Source organism: Variovorax sp. HW608 (assembly GCF_900090195.1).
Classification (GTDB): Bacteria; Pseudomonadota; Gammaproteobacteria; order Burkholderiales; family Burkholderiaceae_C; genus Variovorax.
On sequence record NZ_LT607803.1, the window covers coordinates 5,355,895 to 5,371,848 of the forward strand.

General features: G+C 69.3%; 17 protein-coding genes. 6 read left to right on the forward strand and 11 right to left on the reverse strand.

The window, feature by feature from the left end; all coding sequences use genetic code 11:
- Positions 1–27 precede the first annotated feature (27 nt).
- Genes imuA through VAR608DRAFT_RS25415 form a run of 3 tightly spaced genes read left to right on the forward strand, consistent with a single transcriptional unit; the run spans position 28 to position 5,504 of the window.
- Positions 28–834: a translesion DNA synthesis-associated protein ImuA gene (gene imuA, locus VAR608DRAFT_RS25405; RefSeq protein WP_088956593.1), complete on the forward strand. Its 807-nt coding sequence runs from the start codon at positions 28–30 to the stop codon at positions 832–834.
- Positions 803–2,155 (forward strand): Y-family DNA polymerase, encoded by a 1,353-nt coding sequence (locus VAR608DRAFT_RS25410; RefSeq protein ID WP_088956594.1) that lies wholly within the window; start codon positions 803–805, stop codon positions 2,153–2,155. The genes imuA and VAR608DRAFT_RS25410 overlap by 32 nt, the downstream gene beginning before the upstream one ends.
- Positions 2,148–5,504, forward strand: coding sequence for an error-prone DNA polymerase (locus VAR608DRAFT_RS25415; RefSeq protein WP_088956595.1), 3,357 nt, complete (start codon positions 2,148–2,150; stop codon positions 5,502–5,504). The genes VAR608DRAFT_RS25410 and VAR608DRAFT_RS25415 overlap by 8 nt, the downstream gene beginning before the upstream one ends.
- A 21-nt stretch (positions 5,505–5,525) precedes the next feature.
- Here the strand turns inward: VAR608DRAFT_RS25415 and VAR608DRAFT_RS25420 are convergent, their stop codons facing one another.
- From VAR608DRAFT_RS25420 to VAR608DRAFT_RS37675, 6 genes are all read right to left on the reverse strand, one after another.
- The gene (locus VAR608DRAFT_RS25420; RefSeq protein ID WP_088956596.1) at positions 5,526–5,924 is read right to left on the reverse strand and encodes a VOC family protein; all 399 of its coding nucleotides are present in this window, start codon (positions 5,922–5,924) and stop codon (positions 5,526–5,528) included.
- Positions 5,925–6,020: 96 nt separating this feature from the next.
- Entirely contained in the window at positions 6,021–7,025 is a 1,005-nt protein-coding gene (locus VAR608DRAFT_RS25425; RefSeq protein WP_088956597.1) for a S1C family serine protease, read from the reverse strand.
- Positions 7,026–7,032: 7 nt separating this feature from the next.
- The gene (locus tag VAR608DRAFT_RS38120; RefSeq protein WP_088956598.1) at positions 7,033–7,416 is read right to left on the reverse strand and encodes a response regulator transcription factor; all 384 of its coding nucleotides are present in this window, start codon (positions 7,414–7,416) and stop codon (positions 7,033–7,035) included.
- Positions 7,413–8,294, reverse strand: a complete 882-nt coding sequence (locus VAR608DRAFT_RS25435; RefSeq protein WP_088956599.1) for a S1C family serine protease — start codon at positions 8,292–8,294, stop codon at positions 7,413–7,415. Before VAR608DRAFT_RS25435 ends, VAR608DRAFT_RS38120 begins: the two co-directional genes overlap by 4 nt.
- Positions 8,295–8,398: 104 nt before the next feature.
- Complete coding sequence (locus VAR608DRAFT_RS25440; RefSeq protein ID WP_088956600.1) at positions 8,399–8,608, reverse strand: hypothetical protein; 210 nt, start codon at positions 8,606–8,608, stop codon at positions 8,399–8,401.
- On the reverse strand, positions 8,595–8,915 hold the full coding sequence (locus VAR608DRAFT_RS37675; RefSeq protein WP_197700410.1) for a hypothetical protein: 321 nt from the start codon (positions 8,913–8,915) through the stop codon (positions 8,595–8,597). Before VAR608DRAFT_RS37675 ends, VAR608DRAFT_RS25440 begins: the two co-directional genes overlap by 14 nt.
- A 99-nt stretch (positions 8,916–9,014) precedes the next feature.
- On the opposite strand from VAR608DRAFT_RS37675, the gene VAR608DRAFT_RS25450 reads away from it, so the two are divergent.
- Positions 9,015–9,722, forward strand: a complete 708-nt coding sequence (locus tag VAR608DRAFT_RS25450) for a VIT1/CCC1 transporter family protein (protein WP_088956601.1) — start codon at positions 9,015–9,017, stop codon at positions 9,720–9,722.
- A 13-nt stretch (positions 9,723–9,735) separates the two neighbouring features.
- Here VAR608DRAFT_RS25450 and chrA read toward each other — a convergent pair whose 3' ends face one another.
- From chrA to VAR608DRAFT_RS37245, 3 genes are all read right to left on the reverse strand, one after another.
- Positions 9,736–10,953, reverse strand: coding sequence for a chromate efflux transporter (gene chrA / locus VAR608DRAFT_RS25455; protein ID WP_088956602.1), 1,218 nt, complete (start codon positions 10,951–10,953; stop codon positions 9,736–9,738).
- A gap of 79 nt (positions 10,954–11,032) precedes the next feature.
- The gene (locus VAR608DRAFT_RS25460; protein ID WP_088956603.1) at positions 11,033–12,796 is read right to left on the reverse strand and encodes a tannase/feruloyl esterase family alpha/beta hydrolase; all 1,764 of its coding nucleotides are present in this window, start codon (positions 12,794–12,796) and stop codon (positions 11,033–11,035) included.
- 110 nt (positions 12,797–12,906) lie between these two features.
- Positions 12,907–13,329, reverse strand: coding sequence for a hypothetical protein (locus VAR608DRAFT_RS37245; RefSeq protein WP_157731117.1), 423 nt, complete (start codon positions 13,327–13,329; stop codon positions 12,907–12,909).
- A 28-nt stretch (positions 13,330–13,357) separates the two neighbouring features.
- Here VAR608DRAFT_RS37245 and VAR608DRAFT_RS25465 point away from each other — a divergent pair, with 28 nt between their 5' ends.
- Both VAR608DRAFT_RS25465 and VAR608DRAFT_RS25470 read left to right on the forward strand, forming a co-directional pair.
- A complete protein-coding gene (locus VAR608DRAFT_RS25465; RefSeq protein ID WP_088956604.1) occupies positions 13,358–13,858 on the forward strand; it encodes a helix-turn-helix domain-containing protein in 501 nt (166 codons plus the stop codon).
- Positions 13,855–14,262, forward strand: coding sequence for a VOC family protein (locus VAR608DRAFT_RS25470; RefSeq protein ID WP_088956605.1), 408 nt, complete (start codon positions 13,855–13,857; stop codon positions 14,260–14,262). Before VAR608DRAFT_RS25465 ends, VAR608DRAFT_RS25470 begins: the two co-directional genes overlap by 4 nt.
- A gap of 4 nt (positions 14,263–14,266) precedes the next feature.
- On the opposite strand, the gene VAR608DRAFT_RS25475 is transcribed toward VAR608DRAFT_RS25470, so the two are convergent.
- Both VAR608DRAFT_RS25475 and dmeF read right to left on the reverse strand, forming a co-directional pair.
- Positions 14,267–14,836, reverse strand: a complete 570-nt coding sequence (locus VAR608DRAFT_RS25475; protein WP_088956606.1) for a cysteine dioxygenase — start codon at positions 14,834–14,836, stop codon at positions 14,267–14,269.
- Between the two features lie 103 nt (positions 14,837–14,939).
- A complete protein-coding gene (dmeF, locus tag VAR608DRAFT_RS25480) occupies positions 14,940–15,917 on the reverse strand; it encodes a CDF family Co(II)/Ni(II) efflux transporter DmeF (protein WP_088956607.1) in 978 nt (325 codons plus the stop codon).
- Positions 15,918–15,954: the final 37 nt, after the last annotated feature.

Here is a 15,954-nt window from a genome sequence, read left to right on the forward strand (position 1 = left end):
CGCATAAAAATACAGTCAAACTGCATCATGGGCCTGCCTTTCCTCGACTCCTTTTCCGCTGCCGCCCGCCATGGCGTCTGGCATGCCGACGAGCTCGGCAGCGCCGACGCGCAGGTCATCGGCACCGGCCATGCGGCGCTCGATGCCGAGCTGCCGGGCGGCGGCTGGCCGGTCGGTGCGATGACGGAGCTGCTGCAGACCGCGCCGCAGGACCCGATCTGGCCGCTGCTGCTGCCCGGCCTCGTGCAGGCGGTGCAGGCGCGCGGCGGGCCGGTGGTGCTCATCGGCGCGCCCTGCGAGCCCTTCGGCGCTTCGCTGGCTGCGCACGGGCTCGCGCCCGAGTCGCTGATGTGGGTCCGCAGCGATGCGCCGGCCGCGCGCCTGTGGGCTTGCGAGCAGGCCCTGCGCTGCGCCGACGTGGGCGCGGTGCTGGCCTGGCTGCCGCAGGCGCGGGTCGGCGAGCTGCGGCGGCTGCAGCTCGCGGCGGCGCAGCACGAGGCGCTGCTTTTCGTCTGCCGGCCCGAGACGGTGGCGCAGTCGGCTTCGCCCGCGCGGCTGCGGCTGCACATCGTGCGCAGCAGCGCGGCCGATGCGGGGCAGGTGGCGCTCCACATCCTCAAGCGCCGCGGCCCGCCGCTCGCGACGCCGGTGATGGCGCCGGCGCGCAGCGAGCGCATGAGCGCCTTGCTCGCCGCCGCGCGGGTGCGCCGCAAGCTGCGCCTGCAGCAGGGCACGTCGGTGCCGGAAGCGGTCGATTCAGCCACCGTGGTCCGCATCGACGCGTGGAAGAAAGAAGGGCGGAATGCACTGGATCGCATTGCAGTGGTTGCCTGAACCTGATGCGCCCGACACGCCCCTGCCGCCCCCCGAAGCCTTGAGCTGGTGGGCGCTGCAGTTCACGCCGCATGTCGTTTGGCAGGACGAAGCCCTGATGCTCGAAGTCGCCGCCTGCGAGCGGCTCTGGGGCGGGCGCCTCGGCCTCATGCGCCAGCTCTCCGGCAGCAACCCCGCGCCCGACACGCGCCTCCTGGGCGCGCAGGGGGCCACCAGCCTGGAGGCGCTCGCGCGCCTGCGGCTCTTCGTGCGCGGCGAGCGCCGGCCCGACGACATGCCCGCCGGCCTGCCGCTCGACACGCTCAGCGCCGCGCGCGAGCACCTCGACCTGCTCGCGCGCCTCGGCTGCCGCACCTGGGGCGACGTGGCCGCCTTGCCGCGCGGCGGGCTCTCGCGGCGTTTCGGCGCGGCGCTGCGCGAGGCGCTCGACGTCGCCTGGGGGCAGCGCCCCGAAACCCATGTCTGGCTCGAACTGCCCGACGTGTTCGAGCAGAAGCTGGAACTGCCCGCGCTGGCCGAGAACGCCCATGAGCTCATGTGGTCGGCCAATCGCCTGCTGGCGGCGCTTTCGATCTGGCTGCGCGCACGCCAGCGCGGCGCACGCGCGCTCGAGCTGCAGTGGACGCTCGACCTCAAGCGCTTCAACGGCGTCGACCTGCCGCCCCACCAGCACATCACCGTGCGCACCGCCGAGCCGACGCAGGACATGGCGCACCTGCGCCGCCTCCTGGCCGAGAAACTCGCGCTCACCACGCTCGCCGCGCCCGCGAGCTGGCTGCGGCTGCGTTCCCTCGAAACCGATCCGTGGGCCGGTGTCAGCACCAGCTTCCTGCCCGAGGACAACCGCAAGGGCGACAAGCTGCATGAAATGGTCGAGCGGCTCAGCGCACGGCTCGGACCGCAGCAGGTGCTGGTGCCCGTGCCGCATGCCGATCACCGCGCCGAGCGCATGCAGGCGTGGCAGCCTGCCTTGTCGGGAAATCGGCCGCGGGAGAAGAAAGAGAAAAAGAAGGAGCGCGCAGCCACCGCGCCGTCCCAGCCTGACGCGATCTACCCCACGTGGCTGCTGTCTCGACCGCAGCGCCTCGACATGGACGGCGAGCGCCCCTGCTACCGCGGCCCGCTGCGCAAGCTGATCGGACCGCAGCGCGTCGAAGCCGGCTGGTGGGGCGGGGCGCAGGATGGCGGCCGCCCGGCCGTGCGCGACTACTACGTCGCCGAAAGCCCCGAGGCCGGCCTCGTGTGGATCTATCGCGAGCGCGTGCCGACCCGCTTCGCCGACGCCGAAGTGCGCTGGTACCTGCAAGGCCTCTATGCCTGAGCTCAGCGACAAGAAGCAGCGCTCCCTCGTGCTCGCCGGGGTGCATGCGCTGCCGCAGCAGCAACGGCAGCCGTCCGTGCCGGGCCTGCCCGATTACGCGGAGCTGCACTGCCTCAGCAACTTCAGCTTCCAGCGCGGCGCATCCACGCCCGAGGAAATGGTGGAGCGCGCCTACCAGCTCGGCTATGCGGCGCTCGCGATCACCGACGAATGCTCGGTGGCCGGCGTGGTGCGCGCGCACGTCGGCCTGCGCGAACTGCCGGCCAAGCTCGATGCCTACGAGAAGGAGCACCCCGAGGAAGCGCCGATCCCGCGCAACCCGGATTTCCGCCTGCTCTTCGGCAGCGAGTTCCGCTTCGAGTGCTTCCGGCTCGTGGTCATCGCGAACGACACCGAGGGCTGGGGCAATCTCTGCGAATTCATCACCGCCGCGCGCACCACCGAGCTGCCCAAGGGCGACTACCGCGTGAGCTGGGACGGGAGCGACGTCGCTTCGCTCACGCACTGCCAGATCCTCTTCGTGCCCGACCGCCGGCCCGGCGGCGCGGTCGATCGCGCCACGCTGCACGAAGACCTGTGCGCCGCGAAAGCGCTCCATGGCGACAACCTCTGGCTCGCCGTCGAGATGCCCAACGAGCTCGATGACGACCTCTGGTTCGTCACGCTGGTCGAGGCGGGCGAGCAGGCCGGCGTGCCGCTCGTCGCGGCCGGTGACGTGCACATGCATTCGCGTGCACGCAAGCCGCTGCAGGACGTGCTCACCGCCGTGCGCGAAGGCCGCACCGTGGCCGAATGCGGCTTCGCGCTGCAATCCAACGCCGAGCGCCACCTGCGCCTGCGCATGCATCTCGCCAGCCTCTACACCGGCGAGATGCTCGCCAACACGCTGCGCGTGGCCGAGCGCTGCCGCTTCGACCCCGAGGTGATCCGCGAGAACTACAAGTACCCGCTCGAAAGCGTGGGCAGCAACGAGACGCCGGCCGAGACGCTCGCGCGCAAGACCTGGGGAGGCGCGCGCGGCAAATATCCCGACGGCATTCCGCAGAAAGTCTCCGACCAGCTGGAGCGCGAGCTCGCGCTGATCATCGAGATGAAGTACGAGATGTTCTTTCTCACCGTCGAGGACATCGTTCGCTTCGCCCGTTCGCAGAAGATCCTCTGCCAGGGCCGCGGCTCGTCGGCCAACTCGGCGGTGTGCTTCTGCCTCGGCATCACCGCGATCAACCCCGACACGGGCCACCTGCTGTTCGAGCGCTTCCTGAGCCGCCATCGCCACGAGCCGCCCGACATCGACGTCGACTTCGAGCACCAGCGGCGCGAAGAGGTCATCCAGTACATCTACGAGAAGTACGGCCGCGAGCGCGCCGCCATTGCCGCGGTCGTCATCTGCTACCGCGCCCGCAGTGCGCTGCGCGACGTGGGCAAGGCGCTCGGCATCGATGCGCGGCTGGTCGACGAATTCGCGAAGGACCACTACTGGTTCGACGATGCCGTGCTCGGCGAACAGTTGCGCACCGCCGCCCTGCGCGTGAACGTGCAGGAGGACGAGCTCAAGCTGCGCCAGTGGATCGATCTCACGCATCAGCTCCGCGGCTTTCCGCGCCATTTGAGCCAGCACGTCGGCGGCTTCGTGCTCACCCACACGAAGCTCACGCGGCTCGTACCGGTCGAGAAGGCCTCCATGAAGGACCGCTCCGTCATCCAGTGGGAAAAGGACGACCTCGAAGCCATGGGCATGCTCAAGGTCGACGTGCTCGCGCTCGGCATGCTCAGCGCGATCCGGCGTGGGCTCGAACTCGTGAACCGCTGGCGCGGCACCGCGGTGGAGATGCACCACATCCGGAGCGACGACCAGCAGGTGTTCGACATGATCTGCGACGCCGACACCATCGGCGTGTTCCAGATCGAGAGCCGGGCGCAGATGTCGATGCTGCCGCGCCTGAAACCGCGCTGCTACGAAGACCTCGTGATCGAGGTCGCCATCGTGCGGCCCGGGCCGATCCAGGGCGGCATGGTGCACCCCTACCTCAAGCAGCGCGAGCGCCTGCGCAAGGGGCAGGCCATCAGCTACGAGAAGGACGAACTGCGCCCCGCGCTGGAACGCACGCTGGGCGTGCCGATCTTCCAGGAGCAGGTGATGCAGATCGCGATGATCGCCGCCGGCTTCAGCGCCGACGAGGCCGACCAGCTGCGCCGTGCCATGGCTGCGTGGAAGCGCAAGGGCGGGCTCGGCAAGTTCCACGACAAGCTCGTGAACGGCATGGTCGGCAAGGGCTACAAGCCGGCCTTCGCGGAATCGATCTTCAAGCAGGTGATGGGCTTCGGCGACTACGGCTTTCCGGAAAGCCATGCCGCGAGCTTCGCGCTGCTGGTCACCGTGAGCAGCTGGCTCAAGCACTACGAGCCCGCGTGCTTCCTGGCCGCGCTGCTCGATGCCCAGCCGATGGGCTTCTACAGCCCTTCGCAGCTGGTGCAGGACGCGCGGCGCCATGGCGTCGAGGTGCGGCCGGTCGATGTGGGCATGAGCGAGTACGACAGCAGCATCGAGGCCCGCGCAGCGGATGCGCCGCAGATGCCGCCCGGCACCGATGCGCGCTATGCCGATCGCCTCGGCAACGCGGGCCAGCCGTCGGTGCGGCTGGGCCTGCGCCGCGTGTCCGGTCTCAGCGAAGCCGGCGCGAAACGCCTTCTCGCCGCGCGCGCGCAGGCGCCTTTCGGCAGCACCGAGGACCTTGCATTGCGTGCCGAGCTCGACGGCAAGGACATGGGCGCGCTGGCCGCTGCCGATGCGCTGATGTCGCTCTCCGGCCACCGTCGCCAGCAGGTGTGGGACGCGACCGCGCAGCGCCGCGCACCGGCCTTGCTGCGCGGCGTGCCGATCAACGAGCCCGCCTTGCAGCTACCCGCCGCGCCCGAGGGCGAGGAGATCGTCGGCGACTACGCCTCGCTCGGCCTCACGCTGCGCCGCCATCCGCTCGCGCTGCTGCGCCCCCGGTTGGCGCGCATGAACCTGATGAGCGCCGAGCAGTTGCGCCTGCTCCCCGACGGCCGGACCGTGCGCGCCTGCGGCATCGTCAAGGGCCGGCAACGCCCGCAGACGGCCAAGGGCACCATCTTCGTCACGCTCGAGGACGAGACCGGCAACGTCAACGTGATCGTGTGGAGCCACATGCTCGAGGCCTGGCGCGAGGCGGTGCTCAAGTCCACCTTGCTGGCCGTGCAGGGCACCTGGCAGCGCGACACGGACAGCGGCGGGAACGTGCAGCATCTCGTGGCGACGGGGTTCAAGGACCTGACGCCGCTGCTCGGCAGGCTGGCAGAGAGCAGCAGGAGCCGGGACTTCCACTAGGCGGCGAGTCCGTCGGAAGGGTCAGGCCGCGTCTTCGACGGCCAAGCCCAGTTCCTGACCATGGGCAAGCTCGAGCGTGTGGCCGTCCGGGTCCCGCATCAGCGCCCAATAGCCGACCGGCGGACCTGAATCTTCGGGTTCTCGCGCCAGACACCGATCCTCTCGCGCAAGCTGGCAGAGCCGATCCACCTCTTCCCGGGACCGCACGCCGACGCCGAGGTGCGCCATCGGCAACAGCGGTTTGATCTCGTTCGAGGTCTCGATCAGGACGATGGCGAACGGCCTCGTGCGGTCACTGACCCAGGCCACCCCTGGACGCGAATGGACGACTTGCATGCCTGCGTACTTCGCATAGAAGGCGACGCTGGCCACCAGCGAGTGCACAGGAAGCGCGACATGAGTCAGGCCGATGTCGGACATGGTGGGGCCATCCTACTGCACTGCGCGAGCTTGGCAATGGTCCGCTGTGGCGCGCCGGAACGGCGCGGCGCGATCGACCTCGCGGGAGGCGATCGCCTAGCGCCGCGCCGCAGCGATCGGCGGCCGCTCCTGCGCCGTCACCGATCGCGTGATGAGCCGCCCGTCGCGCAGCACCGATACCTCGACGCTGCGGCCGATGCGGTCCGCGCTCAGCAGGCGCAGCAGGTCGTCCGCGCCCGCGACCACCATGTCGTCCAGCGCCACGAGGATGTCTCCCACGCGCAGGCCCGCCTGCTCGGCCGCGCTGCCGGGCTGCACTTCGCCGATGCGCACCGCGTTGGCGCCCGAGTGGATCGCCAGCGCCACGCGGCGCGGCAGCGGCACCGTCTGCGCCGCGATGCCGAGGTGCGCGCGCCGCACGCGGCCATGCGCGATGAATTCGCCGATCACGAAACCCGCCGTGTTGCTCGACACCGCGAAGGCCAGGCCCTGCGCGCCCGCGATCATCGCGGTGTTGATGCCCACCACCTGACCCGAGGCCGCCACCAGCGCGCCGCCCGAGTTGCCGGGATTCAGCGCCACGTCGGTCTGGATCACGTCGTCGATCAGATGCCCGCTCTGCGAGCGCAGGGAGCGGCCGAGCGCCGACACGATGCCGGCGGTGATCGTCGATTCGAAGCCCAGCGGATTGCCGATGCCCACCACCAGGTGGCCGCGCTTGAGCATCTTCGAGTCGCCCAGCGTCGCGGTGGCGGCGCCGCGCGGCAGCTCCACGCGCAGCAGCGCGAGATCGGTCGCCGGGTCGTCGCCGATCACCTCGGCCTCGTGGTCGCCGGCTTCGGTGCTGCCCACGCGCACGCGGCGCGCACCGGCGACCACGTGGCTGTTGGTCAGCACCAGCCCATCGTTGGCAATCACCACGCCCGAGCCCAATCCGCCGCGCCGGCCTGCGGTGCCGCTCTGCACGCGCACCACCGCCGGCCCGACGCTGTCGGCCACCGTCGCGACCGCGTGGGAATAGGCATCGATCAGCGCGCCCTGATCCAGCTCCGGTGCGCCGCCTTCGATGCTCGATGAAGGGGAGTTGTCGTCGTCGAACATGTCCGTCTCACAGATGAATGACGCCCTGCCGCACCGCCTGCGCGACCGCGTCCGTGCGGCCGGTCGCGTCGAGCTTGTCGAGCAGCGAGCCGACATGGAACTTGGCCGTGTGCACCGAGATGCCGAGCCGCCGCGCGATCGACTTGTTCGATGCGCCTTCGGCCATCAGCGCCAGCACTTCGAGCTCGCGCGGCGTCAGCGCCCCGTCGTTGTTGTCGGATGCGGGCGTGGACTCGGTCGCCGCCACCAGCGCCACGTCCGCAGGTTCGCCCTGCTGCGCGACGCGCAGGCCGGGTGCATGAGCGAGCGAGGCGAGCAGGCGCTCCGACAGCTCGGTGTCGTCGATGTCGATCGCGACCACGATCGGTTCCGCGACGCGCGAGGTGCTCAATCGACGGGCCTTTCTCCGACGGCGATCGGCAGTTCGAGCGGCTCGCCCGCGCGCCGCAGCGAGAGCGTCACGGCCGTGCCCACGCTCGCCGGCCCGAGCGAGCGCAACAGCATGTGCACGCTGCGCACCGGCTCGCCGTTCCACGCGAGGATCACGTCGCCTTGCCGCACGCCGGCCTTGGCGCCGGGACCGTCGCGGTCGATGCCCATCACCATCGCGCCGATGCCGTCGGGTTCCACCTTCACCGGCTGCAGCGCGACACCGAGGTAGCCGCGCGGCACGCGGCCATGCGCGGCGAGCTGCGAGGCCACGCGCTCGACCGTGGTGCCCGGAATCACGAGCACGCGCCCACGCGGCCCGAACACGGCCATGCCGATCGCACGGCCGCCCGCATCGAGCGCCAGAGCGCCTTCGACGCTGCGCCGCATCACGAGGTCGAGTTCGATCCGCAGGTCGATGTCGCCGCCGCGCAGGCTGCGCCACGCCGGGCCCACCAGCGAAACCACGCCCGCCGCCGCGACCGCCGTTCCGGCCTGCGAGCCCACCGCGAGCGCGATCGAGCCGGCGCGCACCGGCGCGGCATCGAAGGCGATCGGGGAGGGCGCGGCGCCCTCGACGCGCAGCAGCGCGACGTCGGTGGCGGCATCGCGCCCGACGATGCTCGCGGGCAGCTTGCCGCCGTCCGGCAGCAGCACGGCCACGTCGCCTTCGTCGGGCAGCGCCTCCTCGGAGGTGACGATGAGCCCGTCGCGCCAGACGAAGCCGCTGGCGCGCGAGCGTGCGGCATGCACCGCGACCACGCCGCGCGAGGCGGCGGCCACCGCGTCCGCCATGGCGGCGGACAGTTGTTCGAGGGACGAAATCGTCGTATCGGCCATGGGAGCTCCTTAGATGGCTTCATTGTGTGAAGCCACAAGGGGGGCCGCTACTGCCCGGTTGGGTAGGGCGGCGATGGCCGAGCCGCGCGCTCTCTCTCTCTGCTTCAGGCGTCGCTTCTTCGGCGGCGACCGAAGAGCAGGGCCGCGATCGGAATGGTGGTCAGCACGCCGACGGCCACCAGCGTCCACCCGATGCTCTTTCGTTGCTCTTCACTGAGCTTGTCGGAAATCAGCAGGCCCACGCCCGCGCCCAGGGCGCCGCGGGTCCCGGCCAGCAAGGCGAGCTCGGGCAAATGAATTTCAGTTGTGAACACGATCGAACTCCTTTCGTGCCGGACTTGTCGACGTTTCGATGACGCTGCCGGGGTCCGGCGTTGACGGCGTCGTGAGCTCTTCAGTGACACGAATGCGGCGAACCACCAGTTCGTCGATCTCCAATCGCCGGATTCGAACCCGGCCCGCCACGAGCCGACCGATCGACAGGGCGCCGATGGCCAAGGCACCGACGGCAACGGCGCCCAGCGCGACCGAGGCCAATGCGGCGAACCCGATCGCGTGCGCGCCGGTCGCGGCTGCCGGCGTGGTCCGAGCGCGCGCGGACCGTCTGGGCATCAATTTCATGGCAACTCCTTGAGAAGGCGTGGGCCCTTGGGGGCGGCAATCAACAGGTACCGTTCAGAATTGAGCCCGACATTAGAACCGGACGAGCAACGAAGCCCGATGAAGCCACTCCACTACCGCGCACATTCCGAGCGACACCGCACAGAACACATCGGCTGGCTGCGTGCCGCCGTGCTCGGCGCCAATGACGGCATCATTTCCACCGCCAGCCTGGTCGCGGGTGTCGCGGCGGCGCAGGCGAGCCACGCCAACATCATGACCACCGCGGTGGCCGGTCTGGTGGCAGGCGCGATGTCGATGGCCGCAGGGGAATTCGTCTCGGTCTACTCCCAGGCGGATACCGAGAAGGCCGACCTGGAGCGCGAGCGCCACGAGCTGGCGACGGACGGCGAGGCAGAGCGTCGGGAACTGACCGCGATCTACGTGCGCCGTGGTCTCCGACACGAACTCGCCGATCAGGTCGCCACCCAATTGATGGCGCATGACGCGCTGGGTGCGCATGCGCGTGACGAGCTGGGCATTTCGGAGACACTCAGTGCCCGCCCGCTGCAAGCGGCGATGGCCTCCGCCGTCAGCTTCGCCGCGGGGGCGGCCATGCCACTCACCGTCGTCGCGCTGGCGCCGCAGCATTCATTGCTGCAATGGACCGTCGTCAGCGCCGCGTTCTTCCTGGCCTTGCTCGGCGCCATCGCCGCCACCATCGGTGGCACGCCGGTGGCCAGGAGCGCCATGCGCGTGACCCTGTGGGGCACATTGGCGATGGCAGTGACGGCGGGGGTCGGTGCGCTGTTTGGTGCGGTGCCTTGACGCACCGCCTGGCTCAACCAAGGAAAGCCCAGCCGGCAGCCGCTGCCAGCAGCACCACGAGGAGGGGCGACACGCGGCCGTAGACGAGCAGGGCGAACGCCGCCAGCGCGGTGGCGAAGTCCGCCCGCGTGTGGATCGCGCTGGTCCACACGGGGTTGTACAAGGCTGCGAGCAGGATCCCGACCACCGCCGCGTTCACACCGGCCATCGCCGACTGCACCGCGCCGCGCTGCCGCAAGGCATCCCAGAAAGGCAGTGCCCCGACCACGAGCAGGAATGCAGGGACGAAGATCACGACCAGCAGCGCGAGCCCACCCGTCCAGCCGGAAAGCGGCCCGCGCATCACGGCGCCCAGGTAGGCCGCGAAGGTGAACAAGGGGCCGGGCACGGCCTGCGCAGCACCATAGCCGGCCAGGAACTGCTCGTTCGTGACGACCCCTGCCGGAACGACAGTCGCCTGCAACAAGGGCAGGACCACATGGCCACCGCCGAACACGAGCGCACCTGCGCGATAGAAGCCCTCGACGATCGTCCACACCAACGATTCGGTTGTCGCTGCAATGAGCGGCAGACTGACCAGCAAACCGAAGAACACCGTCAAGGCGACGGCACCCGCGGTCCTCGATACGCCGTAGCTCCGATGCGCCACCGGCCGCTGGTGCGGCAGCTCGAGCATCAACCAGCCGACCAGGCCCGCGACCGCGATGGCGATGACCTGCGACAGCGAGGTCGGCAGCACCAGGACCGCAAGCGCCGCGACGATCGCCATGGCGGCGCGCGTGCGGTCCGGACACAGGTTCCTGGCCATGCCCCACACCGCTTGCGCCACCACGGCGACGGCGGCGACCTTCAGGCCGTGTACCGCGCCGCTGTCTGCGAGGGCTCCCCAATGCCCGATGCCGTAAGCGAACACGATCAGGGCGATTGCGGACGGCAGCGTGAAGCCGCACCAGGCGGCCAGTGCCCCGAGCCAGCCGGCGCGCGTGAGCCCGATCGCCAATCCGACCTGGCTGCTGGCCGGTCCGGGAAGGAACTGGCACAGCGCCACCAGGTCCGAGTAGCTCTTTTCATCGAGCCAGCGCCGGCGCTCCACGATCTCGGCCCGGAAATAGCCCAGATGGGCAACCGGCCCGCCGAAAGACGTCAGGCCGAGTTTCAAAAAGACGAGCAGCACCTCCAACGCGCCGCCCCGTTCGATGGGGACCGGCTCGTCCTGTTTCGCCGGGGGCATGTCGCGATCGTGGGCTCCCGAAGGACGCGATTTCGGACGGGCTTTCGAATGGGTCGTCATGCCTCCGTGCGTTCAGTTGTCATGGGTGGTTGTTGTCATCATTCCCGTGTCCGGGGTCGTTGCCGTCCTGCGGGTGGTCATTGTCGTCGTCGCGCACGGCGACGCAGACGAAATTGGCGGCGTCCTCGATGCTGCCCTGCCCGACGTAGCGCGCCTGGCTCGGATAGGCGCAGATCGGCCGCGTGCGCCCGGGCCAGGGCGTATCGGCCGGTGCGGTGCCGATGAGGGCCGACGGCCCCTGTCCCTGCTCGACCCATTTGACGAGTGCGCCGAAGGCGTCGAACTGCGAAGTGGCGTAGCCGCCGCCGCAATGGTTCATGCCCGGCACCACGAACAGGCGAGCGAACTGCTGCGTGTCGCGCAGGCCGCCGAAGCGGTCGACGAGGTCACGGTACCAGCCGATGTGGTATTTCGACGAGAACACCGGATCGGCCTGGCCGCTGTAGACGATGAGCTTGCTGCCGCCGGCGCGAAAGCGCCGGTAGTCGGTCGAGCTGGTGCCCATGAAGTCCATCGCCGACTGCGAAAAGATGCCGCCGCGCGCATGGATCTTCGGCGCATCCACGTCCATGTTGAAGCTGAGCAGCCACGGCATGAAGGCGTCGTTGAGCCCCGGCAGGCTCGGCGCCGGCCCGGCGGTCGTGATGACCGTGCCCGGGTATCCCGGCCGGCCGGCGGTCTGCGAATTGGGCGGCGTGGTGAAGACGAAGGGCAAGGCCGAGCCGCCGAGCGTCGTGTTGAGCGAGGTGTTGCCCGGGGCGGGGAAGAGCGGCCCGATCTTCCAGACGCGCCAGCCGGGTGCGGCGATGCCCGGATCCCAGAACCAGCCGGCGTACAGCGCACGGCCCTTCGAATCCCTGGCGCCGTCGAACACGCTCTTCAGCGCCGTGACCTGGCTGGCGGACAGCAGCCCGGAGCCCTGCGGACCGAGCGTGCGCGGATCGAAGCGGCAGGCCTGGGGGTTGGCGATGATGCCGTCGACGAGGCCGTCCTTCGCGTCGCATTCCTTCAAGATCGCGTCGCCGATCGCGCTCAGCTCCGCCGAGGTGAACGAGGTCGCGAGATCGGGAAAGCCGAAGGGCGTGAGCGAACGCGCGGCGCCGGCGAAGGCCTGCGTGTCCCAAGCCTCGGCGACCGCGGCCTTGGGCAGGTCCATGCCGGGGTTGCCGGCGATGACGCCGTCGAAGATGTCGGGGTAGCGCTGCGAGAACATCAGGCCCTCGCGTCCGCCTTCCGAGCAGCCTTCGAAGTAGGCGTACCTGATCTTCTGGCCGTAGTAGGTGCGCGTGATCGCCTTGGCGGCCTGCGCGACGCGGGCGGGCCCGTCGTAGCCGTAGTCGAGGCGCGCCTGCGGGTCGAATCCGAACTCGGCATTGCCGGCGACCGCGGAGATGTTGGCCGCCGCGTCGTGCCCGCTGTCCGTGGAGACCACGGCATAGCCCTGATTGATCTGCGCCGCATTGGCGGCGCCGACGCTGCCGTCCAGTCCGCCGCCGCCCTGGTAGTAGAAGCGTTCGCTCCAGGACGTGGGCATGCGCAGATGGAACTTCACCGCGTAGGACTGCCCGTCGGCCCCGGTGTGCTGGCCGATGGTGCCGAGCACCTCGCAGTGCTCGGGCAGCGTCGCCGTCGCCAGGTTGAGCACGGCGCTCGTGATGGTCGCGCCTTCGATGCTCTGGTTGAGCAGGGCGTTGCACGCGATGGGCGTCGCCGCATGGCTGTAGGCCGTCGCTCCCAGGAGGAGCAGTGCAAGCGGCGCCGGAAGTCGATCCTTGAGGTTCATTCCACGTCTCCTGTTCGTTGTACTGGAGGAATGCGCACAAGGTTCTTTTTTATAACTAGTTCGCGGTGCTCCGCAAGTGGTATTTCCGATCTTGTTCCTAGGCCAGGAGATCACGACATCCGAGGTCGTCCACGGCCTGGTGAATGCGCTCGAAGTTGTTCCACCAGATCACCGGCGGGATGCCGTTCGCGTGCTGCCAGACCGGGTTCGCGATCAGCCAGAGGACCGACAGCCGCTAGTCGTCGCGCAGTGCCTGCCGGTCGCTCGCGATAGAAGGTCACTTCCTGCCGGCCGCCGAACCAGGGTCCACCGGGGCGGTCCGCGAGGCCGGCTTTCAGGATGAGCGTGGAGGGCGCCTTCGCAGGGGGCTGGTCATAGGTGAGCCGCAAGCGAAAGATGTGCGAAAGCACGGTCGCGAACGATGTCTCCACCGCCACATCGATGACCCGTTGCCGCTCGATCGCGCCTGAGCTTCGCAGGGCATCGGTGAGTTCCGCGGGCGCGATGGCTTTCGGGAGCGAAGGATTCGTCATGCCGGATTGTGCTTAGCATCGCTTCGAAATGAACAGTCCCAATGCCACCCCCGCAAGCCAGGACCCCGCGCTGCTGCGTCGACTGCTGCGCGCCAAGGACCGGATGGATGCCGCCTCGCACGAGGAATGGCCCGTCGGGCGGCTTGCAGAGGTGAGCGGCGTTTCCGAGGCGCACTTTGCGCGATCGTTCAAGCAGGCTTTCGGCACCCCGCCGCATCGCTACCTGCTCACGCGGCGCATCGAGCGGGCCACGGCGCTGCTGCGCGATACGGACCTCTCCATCACCGACATCGCTTTCACGACGGGCTGGTCGAGCCTGGGCACCTTCGGGCGCACCTTCCGCGACATCACCGGCGAAAGTCCGAGCGCGGTGCGCACGCGCGCCCGAGCGGCGACCCATGAACTCGGCCGGGTGCCCGCCTGCATCGTCAGTGCCGCGCACCGGCCCGAGCTCAAGACCGCAGTTTCGGAGAAGCGGCGGCAGGCCCTGGACGGTACAAACGAAACCGTTCAACAGGAGCATTCATGACACAAGGCATCGAAACGGTCGGTTTGTACGTGCGCGATCAGGACGAAGCGCTTGCCTTCTATGTGGAGAAGCTCGGGTTTCGCGTCCACACCGACGTGCGCAACGGCGACTATCGCTGGCTCACGGTGCAGCACCCGGACCAGCCATCGTTCCAGCTCGGTCTGTACGTCCCCGGGCCGCCGGTGCTCGATGCGGCCACCGCGCAGGCCGTGCGCGAGATCGTGGCCAAGGGCGCGATGCCGCCGCTCGTGCTCGCCGTGGACGATTGCCGCGCCGCCTACGACCGGATGGCGGCCGAGGGTGTGGAATTCACCCAAGAACCGGTGGAGCGCTATGGCACCGTGGATGCCGGCTTTCGCGACCCGTCGGGCAACGGGTGGAAGATGATCCAGCGCCGCGGCTGAACAGTCAGCTCTCGTTGTGCGCGACCTGCATGCGCTTGCGCGTGCGCCCGGCGACGTCGTAGATGTTGAAGTCGTTCATCGTGCGTCCGTACAGGTGCAGGCTGATCGCGCCCGGCCGCTCGATCGGAACGCCGGTGACGTGGATGTGGTCCGGGTTCGGTACGAAGCTGGTCACCGCACCGTGCTTGAGCAGGAGGATGCCGCCGCGCACCAGCTCGATGTCGTGGTCGACGCCGCGATCGGGCGACACGCGCACATAGCTGCGCTCCTCGAGCACGCCTTCGACGACGCCGACCACGCCCCAGCTGCCGTGGTCGTGCACCGGCGTCCACTGGCCCGGCTGCCAGACCAGGGCGTAGAGCGACAGGCCGTGCTCGGGCATGTTGCGGATGAGGTTGCGCGCGTAGCCTTCGGTGCTGCTTCGCCGGTGCTGCGGCTCAAGGAAGCTGCCGGCCTCCTCGATCAGTTCGAGCATCAGCGGCGCAATGCCGAGGACGCAATCGGCGGGCTCCGAATGGGATTGGCTGAATGCTGCAGCGCGGGAAACGAAATGGTCGAGGGCGGATGAGGTCATGGGTGGGCGTGGCTATTGCTGGCGGCACCGAGCATAGCGGCCATCTCCTCGCGGATCGGATGGATCGCCTGCTCGATCGCTGCGAAACAGGCGATCCACGCCCTCAGCTGCGCGGCGCCCGGTGCACCTCCACCGTGACGTGCGCCAGTTCTTCGTGGATGCCGAGCAGTTGCCGGAAGTGGGCCGGCGTCGCGGCCTGCTGCACCTCCACTGCGAGGATGCACGCGTACTTCGCGCGGCCCACGCGCCAGACGTGCAGATCGTGGATGCGTGCGGGCACGGGGCCGGCCGCAATCGCTTCGCGGATCTCTTCGACCACCGGCGCGTCCATCTCGGCATCGAGCAGCACGCGGCCGGTGTCGCGCAGCAGGCCCAGCGCCCAGGCCGCGACCAGCACCGAACCGACGATGCCCATCACCGGGTCGAGCCAGCCGAAGCCCCAGAAGAGGCCGCCCAGCAGTGCCGCGATCGCCAGGATCGAGGTGGCCGCATCGGCGAGCACGTGGACGTAGGCCGAACGCAGGTTGAGATCGTGGTGGCCGTGGTGGTGGTGGTCGTGATGATCCTGTTGACGGTCATGGTGCGCGTGATCGTGATGGTGGTGATGGCCGTCCTTCAGCAGCCAGGCGCAGACCAGATTGATCACGAGGCCGATGACCGCGATGACGATCGCCTCCTCGTAGTGGATGGGGGCGGGCGAGAACAGCCTCTCGACGGACTGGTAGGCCATCCAGCCGGCGACGAGCAGCAGGAGGATCGCGCTCGTGTAGCCGGCCAGCACCTCGATCTTCCAGGTCCCGAACGCAAAGCGGGTGTTGCCCGAGAGCCTGCGCGCCGTGGCGTAGGCCGCCACCGAGAGCCCGAGCGCGAGCGCATGCGAGCTCATGTGCCAGCCGTCGGCCAGCAGCGCCATGGAGTTGAACCAGTAGCCGCCCACGATCTCCAGGACCATCATGGCCGCGGTGAGAAGGACCGCGAGGCGGGCGTTCTTCTCGCCCAGCGGATTGCCGTCGTCGAAGACGTGGGAGTGGCTGCCGGCGTCGCGCAGGAACGGCTCGGTATCAGGGGAAGCATGGATCATCCGGATACTGTACCCCAGTATGTGGTGCGACCTAGAA

What these genes read in the sequence shown, in the direction of transcription:
- imuA (WP_088956593.1), top strand. Translation starts at nt 28, where the DNA reads ATGGGCCTGCCTTTCCTCGACTCCTTTTCCGCTGCCGCCCGCCATGGC.
- VAR608DRAFT_RS25410 (WP_088956594.1), top strand. Translation starts at nt 803, where the DNA reads ATGCACTGGATCGCATTGCAGTGGTTGCCTGAACCTGATGCGCCCGAC.
- VAR608DRAFT_RS25415 (WP_088956595.1), top strand. Translation starts at nt 2,148, where the DNA reads ATGCCTGAGCTCAGCGACAAGAAGCAGCGCTCCCTCGTGCTCGCCGGG.
- VAR608DRAFT_RS25420 (WP_088956596.1), bottom strand. Translation starts at nt 5,924, where the DNA reads ATGTCCGACATCGGCCTGACTCATGTCGCGCTTCCTGTGCACTCGCTG.
- VAR608DRAFT_RS25425 (WP_088956597.1), bottom strand. Translation starts at nt 7,025, where the DNA reads ATGTTCGACGACGACAACTCCCCTTCATCGAGCATCGAAGGCGGCGCA.
- VAR608DRAFT_RS25435 (WP_088956599.1), bottom strand. Translation starts at nt 8,294, where the DNA reads ATGGCCGATACGACGATTTCGTCCCTCGAACAACTGTCCGCCGCCATG.
- VAR608DRAFT_RS37675 (WP_197700410.1), bottom strand. Translation starts at nt 8,915, where the DNA reads ATGAAATTGATGCCCAGACGGTCCGCGCGCGCTCGGACCACGCCGGCA.
- VAR608DRAFT_RS25450 (WP_088956601.1), top strand. Translation starts at nt 9,015, where the DNA reads ATGAAGCCACTCCACTACCGCGCACATTCCGAGCGACACCGCACAGAA.
- chrA (WP_088956602.1), bottom strand. Translation starts at nt 10,953, where the DNA reads ATGCCCCCGGCGAAACAGGACGAGCCGGTCCCCATCGAACGGGGCGGC.
- VAR608DRAFT_RS25460 (WP_088956603.1), bottom strand. Translation starts at nt 12,796, where the DNA reads ATGAACCTCAAGGATCGACTTCCGGCGCCGCTTGCACTGCTCCTCCTG.
- VAR608DRAFT_RS37245 (WP_157731117.1), bottom strand. Translation starts at nt 13,329, where the DNA reads ATGACGAATCCTTCGCTCCCGAAAGCCATCGCGCCCGCGGAACTCACC.
- VAR608DRAFT_RS25465 (WP_088956604.1), top strand. Translation starts at nt 13,358, where the DNA reads ATGAACAGTCCCAATGCCACCCCCGCAAGCCAGGACCCCGCGCTGCTG.
- VAR608DRAFT_RS25470 (WP_088956605.1), top strand. Translation starts at nt 13,855, where the DNA reads ATGACACAAGGCATCGAAACGGTCGGTTTGTACGTGCGCGATCAGGAC.
- VAR608DRAFT_RS25475 (WP_088956606.1), bottom strand. Translation starts at nt 14,836, where the DNA reads ATGACCTCATCCGCCCTCGACCATTTCGTTTCCCGCGCTGCAGCATTC.
- dmeF (WP_088956607.1), bottom strand. Translation starts at nt 15,917, where the DNA reads ATGATCCATGCTTCCCCTGATACCGAGCCGTTCCTGCGCGACGCCGGC.